This is a genomic window from Cognatishimia maritima (assembly GCF_900129685.1).
In the GTDB taxonomy this organism is placed as follows: Bacteria; Pseudomonadota; Alphaproteobacteria; order Rhodobacterales; family Rhodobacteraceae; genus Cognatishimia; species Cognatishimia maritima.
The window spans coordinates 54,911-73,917 of the sequence record NZ_FQWM01000003.1; the positions used below are offsets into that span (position 1 = coordinate 54,911).

The following is a 19,007-nucleotide window of genomic DNA, read 5'->3' on the forward strand; positions in this document are numbered from 1 at the left end:
CTTTCGTTGGGATCAGAGCTAATTCAGTACATAAACAGAATGAACGGCCTCATTCCTGAATAGATAATTTTACGATACGGAATAATATCAGCCGTTCAGAACTGGTACCCCGCGCAGTCTGTCACGGGCGAAGTCGAGGAACGCGCGCAGCTTGGCCGACACGCGCCGCCCTTCTTGATGAACAAGATGGACGGGCAGGCGTTCTGGTTCATGGGGCTCCAGCACCGTTTGCAGAGTACCCGCCTGCAAGTCCGGGCCGATCTGATAGGACAGGACCCTTGTGAGCCCCCAGCCTGTGCGGGCCAGCGCCAGCCCTGTGCCGATACTGGAAACGTGCAGACGCGGCTTCAGCCGGACAACGTCGAGACCTTCCTTGCCGAACCGCCATTCGGTGTTCGGCGTGACGCTTGAAATCGAGACGATCTTATGCTGCGTCAGGTCCTGAGGTGTTTTCGGGACGCCATGTGCCTTCAAATATCCGGGCGATGCGCAGACGACCCGCCGGACATGCCCTACACGTACCGCCATCAGACCCGAAGGCGGCAGCTCACCGATCCGCAGGCCGACGTCGATGCCCTCTTCAACAAGGTTCACCACGCGGTCAACCGTCAACAGCTCCGCCGAGACATCCGGGTAGGTATCGAGAAAATCCGCCAGAATGGGGGCCACATGGATGCGCCCGAACTCGACCGGGGCTGTAACACGCAGAAGGCCCGTGGGCCGGGCCGCCGTGCCCGAGGCCAGATCGTCCGCGGCCTGAAGGTCCGCCAGGATGCTCCGCACCTCTTCCAGGTAGCCTTGCCCTACATCCGTCAGCCGGACCACCCGCGTTGTCCGCGTGAAGAGCCGCGCGCCCAAACGCTCCTCAAGCTCATTGACCCCGCGTGTAACCGACGGCGCGCTCAGCCCTGTCGCACGCCCGCCGCCGGCGAAGCTGCCCGCTTCTGCCACGGCCACAAAGACTTCGAGCATTTGGATCCGGTCCATAGCACCCGCCATTTATTCCATTCTGCGAAATAGTGACTTTTTGAATGACGTCATTCTTCCGAAGAAGCAAGCGAATTACAGTCATGTCAACACAGATCAATAGGACCGCACAGCATGACCAACGAAGCCCCCCGCTCCCCGCTGCCGCCTTTCACTGAAGAGACCGCCCGCGAAAAGGTGCGGCTGGCCGAGGATGGCTGGAACGGGCGCAACCCCGCCAAGGTAGCGCTGGCCTATACGCCGGACAGCCAGTGGCGCAACCGCGCCGAGTTCCCCAAAGGCCGCAAGGAGATCGAGGAATTCCTGACCCGCAAGTGGAACAAGGAAATGGACTACCGCCTGATCAAGGAGCTTTGGGCCTTCACCAGCAACCGCATCGCCGTGCGCTACGCCTACGAGTATCGCGACGACAGCGGCCACTGGTTCCGCGCCTATGGCAACGAGAACTGGGAATTCGATGAAAACGGCCTGATGGCGCATCGCCACGCCTCGATCAACGAAAAACCGATCTCTGAAGAAGAGCGCCTGTTCCACTGGCCGCTGGGCCGCCGCCCCGACGATCACCCGGGCCTCAGCGACCTAGGCCTCTGACCTCACCTTGAAGGAAAAAAGACATGACCAACCCGATCAAACTCTACCGTAACCCCAAATCCGGCCACTGCCACCGGGTCGAACTGATGCTGGCATTCCTCGGCCTGCCCTACGAGACCATCGATCTCGACATGGCCAACGGCGCGCACAAAGCACCCGAGTACCTCAAGATCAGCCCCTTCGGTCTGGTTCCGGCGATTGACGATGGCGGCTACACGCTGGCCGACAGCAATGCGATCCTGATCTATCTGGTGCAGACCTATGCCAAAAGTTCGCACTGGATGCCTTCCAATCCGAAGGACGCCGCAGAGGTGCAGCGCTGGCTGACAGTTGCCGCCGACAATATCTATGCCGGACCGTGCGCCGCGCGACTGGTCAAGGTCTTCGGCACCGGCCACGATCACGGGGCCGCTGTCGCCAAGGCCCACGCTCTCTTCAAGGTGATGGACGCGCATCTGGCGGATCGCGACTGGCTGGCGACGGACACGATCACCATCGCCGATGTGGCGGGGTACAGCTACATCGCCCACGCCCCCGAGGGCGGCGTCGACCTCGCCCCCTATCCGAATGTGCGCGCCTGGCTGTCCCGGATCGAGGCGCAGCCGAACTTCGTGGCCATGGCCAAATCGCCGATCCCCGAACTGGCCTGATGCACCTGCGCGCCGGGGCCCCTCCCTCCCCGGCGCGCGCCCATAGGAGAGACGCCATGACCACGACCGAGATTCTCAATCCCTTCCACGAAGGCGAGCGCGCGGCGCAGGAACGTGCCGGCGTCGGCGACATGGCGGCGCTGGTCGGCGGTTTCATCCGCGATCATCTCCCCGAACAGCACAGGGCGTTTCATACGAATTTGCCCTTCCTCGTCGTCTCGGGTGCGGATGCGTCGGGACAAACCTGGGTCACGCTGGTGGAAGGCCCGGACGGCTTTGCCACCTCGCCTGATCCGCGTCATATCAATATGGACACCGTCCTTAGTGCCGATGATCCGCTTGCTGCCGCCTTTGACGCGGGCACCGATATCGGTGTTCTAGGCATCCAACTGGCCACCCGGCGCCGCAACCGCTTCAGCGGGCACGTCCGGCCGTCGGGCAACGGCTACGCCATCGACATCCGCCAGACCTTTGGCAATTGCCCGCAATACATCCACGAACGCGCCGTCACCCGGGAGGAAACCATACCCGGCCCCGCCGCGCGTTCGGACGCGCTGAACGAAAATCAGATCGCCCGCATCCACACTGCCGACACCTTGTTCATCGGCTCTGGCCATCCGATGGCGGAAGGCGCCGCGCGTGGCTATGACGCCAGCCACAGGGGCGGCGCGCCCGGCTTTGTCCATGCCGCCAGTCCCACACGGCTGCTGATCCCCGACTACGCAGGCAACAACTTCTTCAACACGATCGGCAATATCGTCGCGGACCCGCACGTGGGCCTTCTCTTCATCGACTTCGAAACCGGCGGCCTTTTGCACATCAGCGGTCGCGCCACCATCGACTGGTCGCCCAGGGGCGCGCATGACCCTGACGCCTGGCGCATGATCGAGGTTGAGATCGACGCCGTGATCGACCGCCCCGGAGCAGTGCCGCTCAGGTGGGTCAAGCTGGATCACCTGTCTCGCCGCCTGAAAATCGCCAAGAAGGTCCGCGAAAGCGACGATATCACCTCCTTTTACCTGATCCCCGCCGATGACCGCCCGCTCGATCCATTCGAGGCCGGCCAGCACCTGCCCATCGAGGTGCAGATCCCCGGCCAGCGGGGCACCTCCAAGCGCTCTTACTCCCTGTCAGGCCCGCCGCAGGAACGGCGTTTCTATCGGCTCAGCGTCAAGCGCGAGGACAAGGGCCTTGTGTCCCGATTCCTGCATGACGGCACCCGCGAGGGCAGCATCATCGAGGCACAGAAACCTGCGGGTGACTTTGTCGTGCCCTGTTCCAACTGCCCGCTGGTGCTGGTCAGTGCAGGTGTCGGCCTGACACCGATGCTGTCCGCGCTCTGGGCCAACGTAAGCCAGGAAGAGCGCGATGTCTGGTATGTGCACGGCGCACGGAACGGCACGGCCCATGCCCTGCGCGCAGAGGTCAAGGGCCTGATCGAGGCGAGCCCCCGCCTGCGCAAACAGGTGTTCTACAGCCAACCCGGGGCCGATGATCGCCAGTGCTTGGACTATGACGTCAAGGGCCGGATCACCGCCGAAAGCCTCCTCGCCCTCGGCGCGGGCCCCGATGCCCGATACATGCTTTGCGGCCCCGCCGCCTTCCTGTCAGGCTTGCAACGCGACCTTGAAGCCGCAGGCGTACCACCAGCGAACATCCACTTTGAAACCTTCGGGCCAGTCGGCCAGAACGGTCAGGAGGCTGTAAATCAATGACCCTTCACCTTGCGACAAAGGATGTCGACGAAACGATTGATGACCTCCGCGCAAAACTGGCGGAGAAGGATCGCGAGATTGTCCAACTCCGCAGGGACCTGGCCGACGCACAGGCGCAGATTCCTTGGCTGAGCGAAGCGTGCGGCGATGATCTTTGGGACCTGTAGAGAGTCCGCAAGTGAGTGGCAGTGAAGGGACACAACATGACCGACGGCAACCTGAGGATCGTCGAGCTTAACCGCTATCCGGTCAAGGGCCTCAGCGCTGAGACCATGGACCGGATGATCCTTTCCGCTGGCGAAGGCATTCCCGGTGACAGGCTGTTCGGTTTTGCCCGCTACAACTCCGGTTTCGATCCCCAAGACCCGCAACCGTTGCCCAAGGACCGCTTTGTCGTTCTGTTAAAGGAGGCGGGCCTTGCCGGTCTGAAAACCCGCTTCGACGCGGCAACCCATGCGTTCGAGATCGCTTCGGGTGGCACGGTCCGGCAGTTTGACACGAACGACCCTGAGGCGCGCCTTGAGGCCGCACAATTCCTGCACGAAACACTGCAGCTATCGGACCCGGAACCGCCGGCCTTCGTCTCCTCTGCCCCGCATCGTTTTACGGATGTCTCAGTTGTCTCACCCCAGATGATGAGCGCGATCTCGGTGCTCAACCTTGCATCCGTGCGTGACATGGAAAGCCGCATCGGGGCACGTATTCATCCCGCCCGGTTCCGCGCGAATATCGTGATTGACGGCCTGCCCCCATTCGCCGAGCTCGACGCCATCGGATCCGTACTGTCCTTTGGCGACGTATCGCTGCGGATCCTCTCGCGCACCAAAAGATGCGCTGCAACCGAGGTAAATCCCGAGACGGCGGAACGCGACCTGAAGATCCCTTATCTCTTGCGCAAGCATCTCGGCCACATGGACATGGGCGTCTATGTTGAAGTCGCGCATGCTGGAAAGTTGAGACTTGGGTTGAAGGGCAAGCTGTCGGTTTAACCTCAGGAGTCTATTCGGTCAGAAAAGCAACAATTGAAACAGGAATAATACCTTCAAACATTGCAGATGGGTTCGACGGATTTGTTGGACGGACCCTCCCAAAAAGCGCTAGCGAGAATGCCTTGCCGCGCACCAAACCCGGTACCGTCCCTGTCCTGTCACTTCGCGGATCAAACCGCTTGCCTCCATCCAGGTCAGATTGCGCTGAACGGCGGCGCGGCTGGCTCCAGTCGTCGCCTCAGCCATCGGGGCAGAGACCAAGGGCCAATCGGTGAACATCTTCCGTAAGGCAACAGGCGTTCGGCCGGACAATTGCGCCATGACGTTTTCTGCCTGACCCGCCCAAGCTTCAATTTCGTCAAGCGTTCGCATCGCCGTTAGGATCGCGCTGTTCATCCCATCCAACCAGCGGACCAAGCGTTCAGGCGGCAATCCCGACACACGCAGCCCCCCTGCCCCGCCCATAGCCAGCGGTGCGAAGACGGCGCCGCTTCCGTCGCTGGCCGCGATCCTGGACGCGGTGACGGCGGCTTCGATCTGGTCGCCGTGCTGTCCGAGCCCCGCCAGGCTCCAGAGATGAAAGCCCATGCAAGCACGCGTGATTGGGTGGAGCTCGGCTGCGGCGGCCATTACGTCCAGCCATCCGCCCGCGCGATCTTTGAGCCGCTCGGCGCTGTCTTCACTATTCTCGGGATCCCGGCGATCCAGAAAGGCGGCCAGGTCAATCTCTGGTCCGGGACCGCCCGTCAGGCGCCGAACAGCCCATCCGACGCGTGCAAGCGCATTTGAGTCATCCTGTGCGCCTGACAGCCGCATCGATAACCAAAGGGCCAGACGATCAGCACTGACCCGATCCCCTGCAAACCAGCTGAGGTCTGCCGCTTCGATAAGGGCGAGGCGATGGCGCCAGCCTTCAGGGCCGCGCAGCAGCCGGTCATCCAGCGCGCCCAGGCGTCCAGCGACCCGTGCCAGTCGCGCAGCGTGAACCCCCTCTGCCTTTGCCCAGTCATGGATGACAGCGGTGTCGGGCGGTTCCGCCCGTGGCCCGGGAGGCAAGTCATTTGGTTCTTCTTCGAGTGGTCCCGGCAGGAACCAGAGATCCTCTTCGTGAGCCTTTTCATCCTCCTCGATGGTGATGAGGGGGTCATTGAAATCATCAGTCAAAGCGGATGTTTGCGATTTCATATGTGCAAAATACAAAATTTTTGCGCACTACCCAAGCGTTTTGTGGCCGCTGCCAGCGTCCTTTATGTAGTGCGCGTGCGCGACTGGCGGCGGAAAATCTCGGGTCGCGTTTAGCTCAAGGAAACGTAGGGATTGTACGCCAGCTCAATGAGAGAAACCTTACTTGCATTCGTTTACAAACAGTCGTTTAATAGCGATACCTTAAATTGCAAACGGCCCGATTTCATGCCCCTGATAGGCTATGCGCGCGTCTCAACCGAGGATCAGACCCCCCTGCCCCAGTCTGAAGCCCTGCAAACCGCGGGATGCGTCGAGATCTTTGAAGAGCACGCCTCTGGCGGCAATCGCGCGCGGCCGGTGCTTGCGCGTGTTCTCGAGCGTGTCCAGACCGGCGACACGCTGGTCGTCGTGCGGATCGACAGGCTTGCGCGATCTCTGTCGCACTTGCTGGAGGTGATCGAGCGGCTGGAGGCCAAGGGCGCTTTCTTCCGGTCCCTCCAGGACCCGATCGACACGGCATCGCCACAGGGCAAGTTCACACTGCAGGTTCTGGGCGCCGCGGCCGAGTTCGAACGCGCGCTGATCCGCGAACGCACCAAGGCGGGGCTGGCGTCGGCACGCGCCAAAGGGCGCGTAGGCGGCAACCCTGGACTTCGCACCAAGGATCCTGCTGCGCTGCGCAAGGTCCGGCTGGCGCGACAGGACGGCTACATGGAGCGCCTGAACGAGACCGCGCAGGATTGGGTGCCCCATGTGCGCCGCTTGCGCCCCGATATGGCTTGGGAAGACGTGCTGCGGATTATCAATGGCCCCCTGCCCCCAGATCGCCATTGGACCCAAAGCCGCCTGCTCCGCGCCGTGAAAGCATATGTGCGCGACGGCTTTCTGCCCGATGAAGTGCTTGGCCGCGCCGGACGCCGCGAAACCGACGATCGACTGCCTGCCATCGTTGCGGCCATCAAGGGGGCAGACCCGGACATCACGCTTCAGGCGATCTGTGATCGGCTGGAGTCGATGCGTGAGCGCACCCCTCGGGGTCGTGCCAGCTGGCAGCCGTCTTCGGTCAAGATGTTGCTCGAACGAGCGGAGCGGCTTGGACTAATTTCATCAGAATCGGCTCACTCCCAAATGTAACTAGCAGAGGCTCAAACAGCTGAATCTATCGCTCCAAGCACCGTCAGAAGGTCAATTGTGCCATTGGTTGCATGGGTTTAGCCAATACCGTCCAAACAATTCTCATGAGTGGCTTGAAACACGAGCTCGTAGACTTAATGCAATAAAATCAAAGTCTTGCGCTTATCTTGATGTGACTGTACGAATTGGTGCTGTGGATAACTTTCACACTACATCTAGATTCTTCTTGCCGGACTCACTGGATCGTGGCATTCCCGTTCTGACGGTAAAACGCGTCAGACACGCTGTACACCGTCAGAATGACCAAGAGCCTCAACAGAGGCCGAGAATGGGCGGCAGGACATGGATGATCGTAACGTTGGATACACGCAAGGCATAGGCTCTTCCGACATCGGAGCATTTGCAGACAATCTGGCGGAATCTTTGGATCGCCAGATGAAGATCGCTTTCGAACCCGAAGAACGAAAGTCCCTGCGCCGTTTCAGTTCTACCGAAGTTGCCAGCCTCTTGCGCGTGAGCACATCCAACCTGCGCAACCGGCACAAGGACGGCAGCTTCCCGGAAGTGCATACAGACAACCGCGGACACCGGTTCTACACAGCCCAAGAGATTGATGAGTTGCGCGATGTTCTTGGACGCACTGGAAAGAACGCAGAAAGTTACCGTCCTGGTCGACGTGAGGGCGATCGTCTCCAGGTTATATCCGTCGTCAATTTCAAAGGCGGATCGTCAAAAACGACAGCAACGATACATCTTGCACAACGGTATGCCTTGCGAGGCTACCGAGTATTGGTTTTGGATCTCGATCCACAGGCAAGTCTGACCACTTTTTTCGGTTTTCGGCCTGAGCTCGAGTTCGCTGAAGGCGGCACAATCTATGATGCTCTGAGATATGAGGAGCAAGTTCCACTCTCCGACGTCATCCAAACGACCTACTTCCACAAGCTCGATATGGTTCCGGCGGGCCTAATGCTCTCGGAATACGAAACTGAGACGGCAAACGCCCTCGCCCGTCGGGTGCAGCCCATATTTGCGGAGCGCCTAGCCTTGGCGCTCGAGGAAGTTGAGGCGAGTTACGACATCGTGCTGATCGACTGCCCGCCTCAACTTGGCTTTCTGACCCTAACGGCGTTGGCAGCCTCGACGGGACTCTTGGTAACGGTCGTGCCAGGCATGCTCGACATTGCTTCAATGAGCCAGTTCCTGAAACTTGCTTCGGAAACGGTAAAGGCTGTCGAAGAAGCCATTGGCAAGCGCGTTACATGGGACTTCGTAAAGTTCTTGATCACGAGATACGAGCCGTCGGACGGGCCTCAGACCCAGATGGCGGGCTACCTGAGATCGATCTTGGCCGGACAGGTCATGACTGAGCCAATGCTGAAGTCTACAGCAATCTCGGACGCCGGCATGACCCAGCAAACCGTCTACGAAGTTGATCCGAGCCAGTTCATCAGGAAAACGATTGATCGCGCCCTAACCAGCGTGAACGGCGTTGGCGATGAGTTGGAACAAACAATTCAAATGGCATGGGGGCGTCGCTGATGGCCCGAAATATCTTCAATCAGCCTCCAAAGGACGAGAAGGAGAGCGCGGCCTCCTCCCCTACCCCGCCAAAAGCGGCAAAACTGCCAGGATCTGTTGGCGGCTTGCGCGACTCTTTGCGCGAGATCACCGCGAATTCCATTCGGGACATCGAGCCCGATCAGATTGACATGGATGGTCTGCGCGATCGGTTGGTTCTGGAGGATTCCAGTATTGATGAGTTGGCCGAAAGCATTCGCAAGCATGGGCAACAAGTGCCGATTATGGTCCGACCATCAGCGCAACCGGACAGATACCGCATCATCTACGGACGACGCAGGCTTGCAGCGATCCGCATGGTCGGTGGAACGATCAAGGCGATCGTCCGAACCTTGGATGACGACGCATCTCTGATCGCACAGGGCCAAGAGAACAATCTCCGACTAGACCCGTCTTTCATTGAGAAATCTCTTTTTATCAAAGAGATGCAGGAATCAGGTTACAAGCCAAACGTCATCCAGGATGCTCTCGGCTTGACACGGCAGGGCGTGTCCAACCATCGCGTCGTCATAGAGCAACTGCCAGAAGGGCTTGTACAGCTGATAGGACCGGCACATGGCATCGGACGACGGCAGTGGGGTGACCTGGCTGCTTTCTCGAAAAAGATAGATTTGGTGAGCACGGCCAAAGAGGTGATTGCCGCCCTGCCCGACGACACTCCAAGCGCGGAAAAGTTTCAGGCAGTCTACTCGGCTTGCTCGAACAAGGCGCGTAGCGACAAGAAACATGCCAACGGCAGCCTAACGTCCGTCGTCAAAGATGCGGACGGTAGCTCTGTGGGAACGCTGACAGTCGATCAGAAAGCGATCGTCATCAAGATCGCCAAGAAGGACCACCCAGAATTCGGCCAATGGATCGAAGAGCGCGCGGAGGCAACGCTTTTGCAGCTCTTCGAACAGTGGCGGAATGAGAGCGGCTCTGGGTCCTAAGCCCCGAGCCACACAGAGTAACGCGAGCAGAGGAGAAAAGCGAAGACCAGAAAGAAAAGAGCCCCCCAAAGTTTCCCCTGGAGAGCCCTCATCATTCGATTAGCACTCATGATGTAGCAACCTCCAGCAAACCGGTCAAGAGTCACCGATTCGGTGGACCGATTTTTATCGCCTTTTTCTGAGCGAAATCTCGGGAAGAGACTGGGAAGTTGTGGGCCGAACGGTCGTCGTGAATAAACCATGGCATTTACAAAACTATCGATCAGAACCGCTGGTGCTGATGCATCACGCGGCTCAATTTCTGCGGCTGAAACCGACATCTGGACCATCTTCAGGGCACTGAGAGATGCACGTAGCGTATTCGGTCTGCGTCCTGGCCACATCCAAACACTTCAAGCCATGCTCAGTTTCTTGAAGCCCGGCCATGGTGAAACGGTTTTCGCGTCCAACGACTCGATTTGCCAGCGCGTCGGCGGAATCGACGAACGGACACTCCGCAGACACATCAACCGCTTCGTCGAACTCGGGTTCATCAAACGCAATGACAGTTCAAATCGAAAGCGCTACCGCGTTCGCTCGTCCAGCGGGGAATGCATCAGTTATGGACTGTCTCTAACTCCCCTCCTCCAACGTGCGAGCGAGCTTATCGCCATCGCACATGAGATGGAAAATAACCGGCGGGATCGGATATTTGTCCGCAAACAGATCCTTACAAAGCTCGCCCATTTGGAGGAGCACGATCCTAGCAACGCATTCATCAACCTCGCACGGAAAGCTCTACGCAGGAAGCTGAGCCTCCCCGAATACCACGCTCTGCTCGCCAATACAGATGCAGAATGCCAGAGTTTGTCTACCCCGAATGACCCGCCTGAAACTATGGAATTGCCCGCCAATGACGGACAAACTGTCCGGCATCAATCTAAGTCTGAAGAAGAAAAAAAAGATTTAGATAGCAACATAGGCGATGAGGCCCTGAAAGCAGACTTGCTGACCTCAGTCTGCGATCAGGCGACATCGTTCTCCACAGAGAGCCTTAGAAACTGGTTGGACATTGAAAACCATGCGCGAACACTTGCACCCATGATGGGCATTCACCCAGAAACTTTCGAGAAAGCCAAGAATGCTGTAGGAGCTCAGAAAGCGTCATGCGCGATCTTCATCATGCTACAACTTGGACAACGCATCAGGGACTTTGGAGCGTATTTTCACAGTATCACCTTGGGCCAACGTCAAGACCAGTTTGATCCAGTGGCTTTGATCAAACGTCTGTCCAAAACTGCTTTGCAAACCGCCTAATGTCCACCGCGGTGGACGTCTGGCCGGCAACCAGTCCAATGACGCGCGGTCTCTCCACATGCATCAACGCGACAGAGCCAAACTCCACTAGGGCGATACTACTCGATCAATCCGTGTTCCTCCGACCCGCCGATGTCCACCGCGGTGGACAGATCCGGCACCAAGTCTCACAACTCACATGCGCGACAGCCGCTCTTCATCATCCACCACTTCCAAAGAACCTTTATTGTCAGTCCAGGCCCACAGGACGATGTTGAAGTCCGACGACGACGCACCCTTCGCAAAACTCTTGATCAGAAGCCCCGCAAACTGATCTGCTATGAGGGCGCGTGCCAATTCCTGTGTCGGAACTGATTGGCCGCCGAGCATCTTCATGCGCCATGCAGGGTCGGCAAGCATCGCCTCTGTCGCGCCATACCGGTCAAGTCCGTCCTGATTGCGGGTATCGAAAATAGGCCCAAGGTCGGCCTTGTAGGACACCAGGATCGTGGGTTGCAGGCTGCCGACTTGGTTGGCTTCTCTAAGAGCGGTCGCGGGATCCAGCGAGGTGTAGAGGGCAGCGGTGCCCTTGGCGTTAAAGCGCCCTCCATAGAGTTCGGCGCCTCGTCCGGACAGAGGTTCACGCGCATAGACCGGGTTCAGGGCGCGATAGAGTGGCCCTGTGTAGCGCCCATCTTTCAGCCGCATCAGGCAAAGACGCCCGCATCGACTGCATCGATGTATTCCAGAACTTGCTGAGCTTTGCCTTCCTGAACCAGCTGCATGGCTGTCCGGCCATCAAAGCCGGGCAGGGGCTCTGACCGGTACCATGCATAGGCCATCAGTTCCGAGCCGAAGCGGGGCTCGACTTTGTTCAGCACCTCTACCAATTCGCGCAGGCGGCGCTGCGTCTTGTCCGAACCGATGCGGGTTCGCCTCTGCAACGCGTCTTTTCCCAAGCCGACGGTCAATGCGATCTCTTCTGCTGATGTGCGTAGCACCGCGGCGATCTTGCGCGGTTCGAATTGCCCAGCTTCAGCAAAGCTCGTGATGTGCATGATCTATGCTCCTACAGTGATACTGACGGTATATAGCGGCAATATTGCTGAAATTCAAGCTGTCAGGAGGTGCTGAGCCTTCGTTTCCCATGCTCTTCCGAAACGCTGCATTGCTCTGAACGCCGGAGCTTCTGCTCTTTGGGCCTAAGAAGTCGCCGTATGCGCGTTTTTTGCCGATCGAGAACATAAGATAAGTTATTGAAAATATGTCAAAGACTGCGGCAGTCGGACCGGGTTTGCCGATTTGGCTTGCCGATTTTGGACCGGAACCGGCACTTACTGCATGCAGCCACTGGGGTCCGCGGTGGTGTCGGACCATCGGCAGCTACCCCGGACCGTTTGGCTGGTGAAAAGTAAAAGTGTTCTTCGGGTTTTGTGACTGACGGATGAGGGCCTTTGGGGTCCCTCAGATGGGTCCGGGCCGGGTTCCGGTCTGCCGTTCTGGATGAAGGGCTTCCCCATGCAAACAATTGTCTTGCGCGTACTGCGCACAACTGCTGCCGCTTGGTGGCGGCATGGAGAGTTGCGCAGAACTGGCCAAACGGCGCTGGCGCGGCATCTCGAACGCGAGGTTGTCCTACGTGATCTCGGCTATCTCAGGCTGGCGGGGACATTGCCGAATGCCCATGTGATCTGCGGAGACAGTGGGACATTCCTCCATCTCGGGTGGAGCACCGTCTCGAGTTTCGCGCCGATCGAGCGCTTTCCCTTGGCCACTCTTGCAGTCGCACGAGGGACACCCTTCATCGACATTCGACCCGTCACCGATGTCATTGCCTTCGCCAACCTGCCGCGGGTGATCCGCGACGGATCAGACGACACCGAACCCTGGCGCTCTTGCAGGTCCGTCTCTCTGACCACCTACATCGACATGGTCGTAAAGCTCGGTGCCAGCATCACCAACGATCCACGGCTCTGTCGGTTAACCTAGTCGTCACTCCCCCTCATCAACACTCGAAAGGAGGCCAGCCATGGCCCGATCCCGCACGCCCAAATTCGATGCCTCCGAGGTCATCACCAACGAAATCATCCGCATCATCGAGCGCGGCGACCTGCCGTGGCGCAAGCCCTGGACCGCAGGAGGCAGTTCTCGCCCCCTGCGCGTGGGCGGCGAACCCTATCAGGGCGTGAACAACTTCCTGCTGACCATGCGCACCGTGATGGCGGGCCACAGCTCGCCTTTTTGGATGACACTGCCGCAGGCCAATGCGTTGGATGCAAAGGTTCGCAAGGGCGAGAAGTCCTCTGTCGTTGTCTATTACGGCCAAAGCCGCAAAGACCCCGGCGGCGAGGATGATCAGGGGAAAAGTGATGATCAGTCCGAGGAGGCCCGCATCTTCCGCTTCCAGAAATCCTACCGCGTGTTCAATGCCTGCCAGATCGAGGGTCTGCCCGACAGTTTCTACCCCGACCCGGAGCCAGTGCCTGAACATCCACCCTCCGAGCCCATCCCGCATATGCAGGTGTTTTTCGATGCCATCGACATCACAACCGTCTTCACGGGGACGGAGGCGTACTATTTGCCGCCCGTGGACAAGGTCTACATGCCATCTATCACGCGGTTCCAGGACCCGCGCAATTTCTACGGCGTCTGGGCGCATGAGTTGGCCCATGCCACCAAGGCGCGCCATCGGCTGAACCGCGACTACGGCCTCTCGCGCTTCGGCAACACGGCCTATGCCCGCGAAGAGATCGTCGCCGAACTGACCTCGGTGTTCCTTGGCCAGACGCTCGGCTTTACGGCCCATACGCTCGAGATGAACGCGGCGTATCTCCAAAACTGGTTGCGCGTTCTTCGGTCGGACAAGGGTGCGATCTTCAAGCACGCCGCGGATGCGCAGCGCGCCTGCGACTATCTGATCGCGCTATCAGAGGCGGGTAGGGCAGGGCGCAGCGCCGAGGCCGCCTGACCACAGCGAGTACGGAGACGCCCATGTCACGTAAGGAAACCAAAACGCTGCGGGTGGCCTGCTACAAGGACGGCCGCCGCAAGATCATCACCTTCAAACGCGGCGCCTATTGGTGGAGCTCGTCCGAGGGCGCGTATCCGCTCTCGGCAGCGCTCGAAAGCATCAAGGAACAGGGCGGCTGGATCGAAACCATCCCCAACCCGAATTACAGACCCAAGGGGCTGTTCGGGTAGGGCACCTTCTTCTTCGGTTCCTCCGCCCCGCGGAAAAGAAAAAGCGGGCTTTGAGATGGGTGTTTCAACTTCTCAAAGGAGAGCCCTATGACCATCACTGCACAGCCCCAGACAGAATGCCCGGATCCGAGTGTGATCGCGGCGCAGAACGATGCATTTCGCAGGCTCGCATGCCTTGGAGTACCGCTCGCGCAGCCCATCCAGGGCCGCATGCATGTGACCCGTTCGCTTATGGAGGCCGGCGACGGCTTCATGGCCGAGGCGGTGAAGGCGACCGGGGAGTTCGAGACCTTCGAGCCCGAGAACGATCCCGAAGGATGGCATGATTTCGGAGCGGTCGAGATCCGGGGCGAAACGGTGTTCTGGAAACTGGATTTGTACGAAGCAGATTCCGACTTCCGCTACGGGGCTGAGACCCCGGACAATCCTGCCACCACCATGCGCGTGCTGACCATCATGCTGGCGCGCGACTGGTAGAAGGGCAGGGGACTCCTCCCCCCTGACATCTGAGACGATGAAGGCCCGCTGCCCCTCAATAGGGCAAAGCGGGCCTTTTGTCGTGATGATCCCCGATTCCGGGGATTGGTTACGCGCGTGAACGCGCGGGCAACACCTCATCAACCGAAAAGGACATCCCATGACTGCAAGCTTCAAACCCGTCTCCGTCGCCATCGGCGATCTGACAGCCCACCCTGCAAATGTGCGTAGTAACTCCCCGGAAACCTATGACCCCGAGAACATCGCGCATCTGAAAGCCAGCATCGCGGTGCTGGGTCTCCTCCAGCCGCTCTTGGTCCAGAAACTCGACGGCAAATACGCCGTACTGGCGGGTGGTCGTCGTCACGCCGCGCTGAAGGAGCTGATCTCGGACATGTCCGCGAAGGGCTTTACCGCCAAGACCAAGATCGACTGCCGCATCGTGCCCGAGGATTGCGATGTGACCACAGCGCTGTCGCTCGCTGAGAACATCACGCAAACGCCGATGAACGCGATTGACGAGTTCGAGGCTTTCGCGCGGATGATGGAAGTCGACGGCCAGACGCCCGAGACCATCGCAAAGACCTTCGGCACGACGGTTGCCGCCGTCAAAGGCCGGTTGCGTTATGGCCTGATCCACCCCGACATCCGCGCCGCGGCCCGGGCCAAGACGATCACGCTCGACACGATGAAGGCCTTTGCCGAGCACCCGAGCCAGGAGGTGCAGAAGGAGGTCTACAAGGCGCTCACCAAGGAGGACAGCTACCTTCAGGCCTATACCGTGCGTCAAGCGCTCCAATCCCGCGGCGTGCAGGTCAGCGATGATATTGGGGCCTTTGTGCGCGCGGACTACGAGGCGCGGGGCGGTGCTGTCGCGGCTGACCTTCTGGAAGAGCATTCCGTGCTTGAGGATGCAGCACTGGTCGAGACCATCCTGCTCGAGAAGCTCGGTGCCGCCGCCGAAGAGGCCCGCGCAAAACTGGGCTTTGCCTGGGCCGATGCGGTGGTGCGCTATGATTACGCGACCATGGCGGACTATGGCCGCGTCTATCCCGGCCCGATTGAGCCGGATGAAGCGGCCCAGAAGCGCGTCGATGAGATCACCGCAGAACTCGAGAAGCTGCAGCTCGAAATGGAGGATGAAGGGCTCGAAGACGATGCCTACAATGCGCTCTACGACCGCGTGGATGCCTTGGAAGAGGAAGCCCGCGACCTGCAGGAGGCCTACAGCTCCGAGGATCTGGCCCGTGCAGGCGTGGTCGCGTCCTGGTCGAACGGTCAGGTGACGCTCCATGTGGGCCTCGTGCGCCCTGAGGACACCGTCAAAGAGGAGGGCGCGCGTGGCTCTTCAAGCAACCCAACGGGGGAGGAGGCCCCGGACGCCGGCGAAATCACCTATCCGGCCTCGCTGGCCGAAGACCTCAAGACCGAGCGGGCGATGGCCCTTGGCGCCGCAATGGCGCTGCATGCGGAAGCCACGCTCGATCTGACGCTCTTCAAGCTGGTCAGTGACGTTCTGGCCAGCGGCATGAGCGTCACGCAGGCCATCAAGGTCGAGGCCCGCAAGGAATACCGCAGCCATGCCAAGATGGACGAGATCGACGAGACCTCGCTCGAGCAAGTGGCGGCGGCGCATGCTGCGCTTGATCTGGCCTGGCTCGATGACACGCGTTCGCCTGCCGATCAGTTTGCGGCGTTTCGCGCGCTCGATGCGGGTAAGAAGGCAAAGCTTTTGGCCTATGCCGCGGCCAGCACCACGCAGTCCTGTTTCGCGCGAGACCGCCAGCGCGACAGCCTTATGCATGACTTCGAGATCGAGATCATGCCTGACATCCGCGCCCATTGGACGCCGAACGCAGCGCTCTTCAACCGCTTCAAGAAGGCCTGGCTCCTGAAGATCCTCGGCGAGGATCTAGGCCTCGCCCAGGAGGCGGTGACGCTCGCCTCGTCGAGCAAGAAGGAGATCGTCGCCTTCTGCGACAAGCTCTTCGCCGAGCCTTTCGCCACGCTCACGGACGCGCAGCGCGCTGCCGTGGCCGCCTGGTGTCCGCCCATGATGCAGACGGCCGGTGTCGCTTCTGATGAAACGGCGCCGATCGTGGAAACCCCGGAGCCTGGCAGCGAGGTCGCCCAAGCGGCCTGAGCCCTCACGCGACCTGCGCATGGGCCATGCCACCCGCGCGGGTCGACCCTTTCCCACACCGAACAGAGAGACATCCCCATGGCTATTCTCAAGTTCTCTGCCTCAGCCGTTGCGGCGCAAATCGCACATGCGCGCGCCTGCAAAACTTTCCTGTCCAACTGGAACGGGCCCGTGGACAGGCCGGCCCTGATCCTCATCGTCGGCAATGGCGTGCATTTGCGCTCGAACGGCATCGACGGCACGACCACCCGCATCGTCACCACCGAGCAAGCCAATCCCTCCTTTGCGTTTGCCGATGGCATGAACCCGTTTCGGGATACCGACTGGATGGCGCAGCGCCGCATGGCGTTTCGCGATCTGACCGGCCAGTTCTACACCGACATCCTGGATGACGTGCAGGTGCTCATCGACCGGGGGCGAGGGGCCATCCGGCTCGCCACCGATGGCCACAGCATCCGCGTCTTCGTGCGCCGGGCCTCGGATTATCTCATCGGCGGGACCTACGAAGTACCCTCGGGCCTCGGCGGCACCTTTCGGGTCATCCTCAAGGATGCCTGCGACACCTTCGCGATCGTTCAGAACGCTGGAAACTGCGAGGATTTTGACGCGATGCAGCCCTACCGCGTGCCGCTCGATGCGCTGATGGAAATCGATGACCGGAGGGCGGCGTAACGCGCCCTTTCTCAAACACGCATCGCCAATACCCTGCTGGGCCTGGGGCCCTCTCGGGACATTGGCGACAACAATTTCCCCAATGAGAGAAAGGACTCTGAGATGGGATGGCTCTTCTACACGGACCGCCGCGTCCAGACTTATGCAGATGAGAAAGCGGAAATCGCCCGGCTTTGCAGCTTCGAGAGCGACACGCGCAAAACCGAACTGGTCAAGGCCTGCAAGGTCGCCTCCACCTGGTATGCGGCGGCAAGGGTCACCAATCTCGACGGCGCCGCTGTCGAAGACGCAACCTATGTGACCGATCCGGATGGCTCCATCACTTTCGGGGCTGTCTTCCTCACCCGATACGATGACGGCTGCTGGGGCTACAAGGACATGGAAGAAAGCGCCGGCCCCGTCGAGTCCCGCGCGCCGCTCAGCCTTCTGGCGCTTCTCTCCGACCTGAAGGACCCTGACAGCTACGCCCATGCCTGGCGCCAGCGTTGCCGGGACTGGGCTTCGATCCCTGACTACGAGGAAGGCGACAAGATCAGGCTCGCAGCACCCGTGACGCTCACCGATGGCAGCACCTGCCAGATCGTCACCGCGACGCACTACAGGCGTGGGCGGCAAAAACGCCGCTGCTACCGCATCGAGGAAACCGGTTGGCTCGTACGCCTGTCGAAGGCCTCGCTTGCGGGCTCGGAGCTGCTCAGCTCCGCAAAAGGCGAGGCCAGTCCTGTGCTGGCGGAGTTCCTAGCGGGGCAGGGTGGCTGAGTTTCCCGCTGAGACAACACCACGGGACCACGTGCACACATACTGCCAACTTGAAACCGTATCTCAAATGAGATACATCACTCCCACCAACTGGAGGACCATCCATGCCTGCCCAAACATCCATGCTTCATGTCCGTGTTGACGATCAGCTGAAAGCACAGGCTTCGGACGCACTTGCGGGCGTCGGTCTGACGCTCTCCGACGCGGTGCGTATTCTTCTGACCCGCGTGGCCGCAGAAGGCGGCTTGCCTGCCGGATTGACTGCTGATCCGGATGCCTATGACGCCTGGTTCAGGGCGAAGGTACAGGAAGCCTTGGACGATCCAAGGCCCACAACGCCCCATGCCAAGGCGATGCAAGACGCCCAGGCATTGATTGACGGGAAGCGCCTTGCCAAATCTTGAATGGAAAGCCACGGCCATAGCCGACTTGCTGGCAATCATTGACTACATCTCTGACGACAACCCGGATGCCGCCCAAGTTCTCAAAGACGAGATTGAACACAAGACGTCCCTCCTTCCAGAACGCCCTCAGATGTACCGGGCGGGCCGTGTGGACGGGACTAGGGAGATGGTTGTTCGGCCGAACTACATCGTGGTTTATGCTGAAAGCCCTGAGATGGTGACCATTTTGCGCGTTCTTCATGCTGCGCAGCAGTGGCCATGATCGGGGTGCAGGCCCCCCGCTAAGAAATTGCCCGCTCCACGCCTTCAAAGTGT

Annotated in this window: 22 protein-coding genes; 18 read left to right on the top strand and 4 right to left on the bottom strand. The window is 59.9% G+C overall.

Annotated elements, in window-relative coordinates; all coding sequences use genetic code 11:
* Window positions 1-87: 87 nt before the first annotated feature.
* The gene (locus tag BUA39_RS08800; RefSeq protein ID WP_072793027.1) at window positions 88-987 is read right to left on the bottom strand and encodes a LysR family transcriptional regulator; all 900 of its coding nucleotides are present in this window, start codon (window positions 985-987) and stop codon (window positions 88-90) included.
* A gap of 114 nt (window positions 988-1,101) precedes the next feature.
* Here BUA39_RS08800 and BUA39_RS08805 point away from each other — a divergent pair, with 114 nt between their 5' ends.
* From BUA39_RS08805 to BUA39_RS08820, 5 genes are read left to right on the top strand one after another with little or no spacing between them, the layout of a single operon-like run.
* On the top strand, window positions 1,102-1,578 hold the full coding sequence (locus BUA39_RS08805) for a nuclear transport factor 2 family protein (RefSeq protein WP_072792853.1): 477 nt from the start codon (window positions 1,102-1,104) through the stop codon (window positions 1,576-1,578).
* A gap of 23 nt (window positions 1,579-1,601) precedes the next feature.
* The gene (locus tag BUA39_RS08810; RefSeq protein WP_072792854.1) at window positions 1,602-2,228 is read left to right on the top strand and encodes a glutathione S-transferase family protein; all 627 of its coding nucleotides are present in this window, start codon (window positions 1,602-1,604) and stop codon (window positions 2,226-2,228) included.
* Window positions 2,229-2,284: 56 nt separating this feature from the next.
* The gene (locus BUA39_RS08815) at window positions 2,285-3,943 is read left to right on the top strand and encodes an FAD-binding oxidoreductase (protein WP_072792855.1); all 1,659 of its coding nucleotides are present in this window, start codon (window positions 2,285-2,287) and stop codon (window positions 3,941-3,943) included.
* Window positions 3,940-4,110 (top strand): hypothetical protein, encoded by a 171-nt coding sequence (locus BUA39_RS16810; RefSeq protein ID WP_165610508.1) that lies wholly within the window; start codon window positions 3,940-3,942, stop codon window positions 4,108-4,110. The genes BUA39_RS08815 and BUA39_RS16810 overlap by 4 nt, the downstream gene beginning before the upstream one ends.
* A 36-nt stretch (window positions 4,111-4,146) precedes the next feature.
* Window positions 4,147-4,932, top strand: a complete 786-nt coding sequence (locus BUA39_RS08820; RefSeq protein ID WP_072792856.1) for an MOSC domain-containing protein — start codon at window positions 4,147-4,149, stop codon at window positions 4,930-4,932.
* Window positions 4,933-5,040: 108 nt separating this feature from the next.
* Here the strand turns inward: BUA39_RS08820 and BUA39_RS08825 are convergent, their stop codons facing one another.
* The gene (locus tag BUA39_RS08825) at window positions 5,041-6,117 is read right to left on the bottom strand and encodes a hypothetical protein (RefSeq protein WP_072792857.1); all 1,077 of its coding nucleotides are present in this window, start codon (window positions 6,115-6,117) and stop codon (window positions 5,041-5,043) included.
* A gap of 225 nt (window positions 6,118-6,342) precedes the next feature.
* Here BUA39_RS08825 and BUA39_RS08830 point away from each other — a divergent pair, with 225 nt between their 5' ends.
* The 4 genes from BUA39_RS08830 to repC all read left to right on the top strand — a co-directional run bounded on the left by BUA39_RS08830 (window position 6,343) and on the right by repC (window position 11,057).
* The gene (locus BUA39_RS08830) at window positions 6,343-7,251 is read left to right on the top strand and encodes a recombinase family protein (protein WP_072792858.1); all 909 of its coding nucleotides are present in this window, start codon (window positions 6,343-6,345) and stop codon (window positions 7,249-7,251) included.
* A gap of 342 nt (window positions 7,252-7,593) precedes the next feature.
* Complete coding sequence (gene repA, locus BUA39_RS08835) at window positions 7,594-8,793, top strand: plasmid partitioning protein RepA (protein WP_072792859.1); 1,200 nt, start codon at window positions 7,594-7,596, stop codon at window positions 8,791-8,793.
* Window positions 8,793-9,761: a plasmid partitioning protein RepB gene (gene repB, locus BUA39_RS08840; RefSeq protein ID WP_242648566.1), complete on the top strand. Its 969-nt coding sequence runs from the start codon at window positions 8,793-8,795 to the stop codon at window positions 9,759-9,761. Before repA ends, repB begins: the two co-directional genes overlap by 1 nt.
* A gap of 240 nt (window positions 9,762-10,001) precedes the next feature.
* Window positions 10,002-11,057: a plasmid replication protein RepC gene (repC, locus tag BUA39_RS08845; protein WP_072792861.1), complete on the top strand. Its 1,056-nt coding sequence runs from the start codon at window positions 10,002-10,004 to the stop codon at window positions 11,055-11,057.
* Window positions 11,058-11,231: 174 nt separating this feature from the next.
* Here repC and BUA39_RS08850 read toward each other — a convergent pair whose 3' ends face one another.
* Together BUA39_RS08850 and BUA39_RS08855 are read right to left on the bottom strand one after the other, a co-directional pair.
* On the bottom strand, window positions 11,232-11,744 hold the full coding sequence (locus BUA39_RS08850) for an RES family NAD+ phosphorylase (protein ID WP_072792862.1): 513 nt from the start codon (window positions 11,742-11,744) through the stop codon (window positions 11,232-11,234).
* Entirely contained in the window at window positions 11,744-12,094 is a 351-nt protein-coding gene (locus tag BUA39_RS08855; RefSeq protein ID WP_072792863.1) for an MbcA/ParS/Xre antitoxin family protein, read from the bottom strand. The genes BUA39_RS08850 and BUA39_RS08855 overlap by 1 nt, the downstream gene beginning before the upstream one ends.
* Window positions 12,095-12,554: 460 nt before the next feature.
* Between BUA39_RS08855 and BUA39_RS08860 the strand changes: the two genes are divergently transcribed.
* The 9 genes from BUA39_RS08860 to BUA39_RS08900 all read left to right on the top strand — a co-directional run bounded on the left by BUA39_RS08860 (window position 12,555) and on the right by BUA39_RS08900 (window position 18,954).
* Window positions 12,555-13,025 carry a hypothetical protein gene (locus BUA39_RS08860; protein ID WP_110721833.1) on the top strand — a complete coding sequence of 157 codons (471 nt, stop codon included), beginning with the start codon at window positions 12,555-12,557 and terminating at the stop codon, window positions 13,023-13,025.
* A 40-nt stretch (window positions 13,026-13,065) separates the two neighbouring features.
* Window positions 13,066-14,004 carry an ArdC family protein gene (locus BUA39_RS08865; protein ID WP_072792865.1) on the top strand — a complete coding sequence of 313 codons (939 nt, stop codon included), beginning with the start codon at window positions 13,066-13,068 and terminating at the stop codon, window positions 14,002-14,004.
* Window positions 14,005-14,027: 23 nt separating this feature from the next.
* A complete protein-coding gene (locus tag BUA39_RS08870) occupies window positions 14,028-14,237 on the top strand; it encodes a DUF6330 family protein (protein WP_072792866.1) in 210 nt (69 codons plus the stop codon).
* Window positions 14,238-14,324: 87 nt separating this feature from the next.
* Window positions 14,325-14,714: a DUF3768 domain-containing protein gene (locus BUA39_RS08875; protein WP_072792867.1), complete on the top strand. Its 390-nt coding sequence runs from the start codon at window positions 14,325-14,327 to the stop codon at window positions 14,712-14,714.
* 160 nt (window positions 14,715-14,874) lie between these two features.
* Entirely contained in the window at window positions 14,875-16,857 is a 1,983-nt protein-coding gene (locus BUA39_RS08880; protein WP_072792868.1) for a ParB/RepB/Spo0J family partition protein, read from the top strand.
* A gap of 78 nt (window positions 16,858-16,935) precedes the next feature.
* Window positions 16,936-17,529 carry a regulator gene (locus tag BUA39_RS08885; protein ID WP_072792869.1) on the top strand — a complete coding sequence of 198 codons (594 nt, stop codon included), beginning with the start codon at window positions 16,936-16,938 and terminating at the stop codon, window positions 17,527-17,529.
* Window positions 17,530-17,631: 102 nt separating this feature from the next.
* Window positions 17,632-18,288, top strand: a complete 657-nt coding sequence (locus tag BUA39_RS08890; RefSeq protein ID WP_072792870.1) for a DUF6927 domain-containing protein — start codon at window positions 17,632-17,634, stop codon at window positions 18,286-18,288.
* 104 nt (window positions 18,289-18,392) lie between these two features.
* The gene (locus tag BUA39_RS08895; protein ID WP_044353023.1) at window positions 18,393-18,692 is read left to right on the top strand and encodes a type II toxin-antitoxin system RelB/DinJ family antitoxin; all 300 of its coding nucleotides are present in this window, start codon (window positions 18,393-18,395) and stop codon (window positions 18,690-18,692) included.
* Window positions 18,679-18,954: a type II toxin-antitoxin system RelE/ParE family toxin gene (locus BUA39_RS08900; RefSeq protein WP_071974127.1), complete on the top strand. Its 276-nt coding sequence runs from the start codon at window positions 18,679-18,681 to the stop codon at window positions 18,952-18,954. Before BUA39_RS08895 ends, BUA39_RS08900 begins: the two co-directional genes overlap by 14 nt.
* Window positions 18,955-19,007 lie beyond the last annotated feature (53 nt).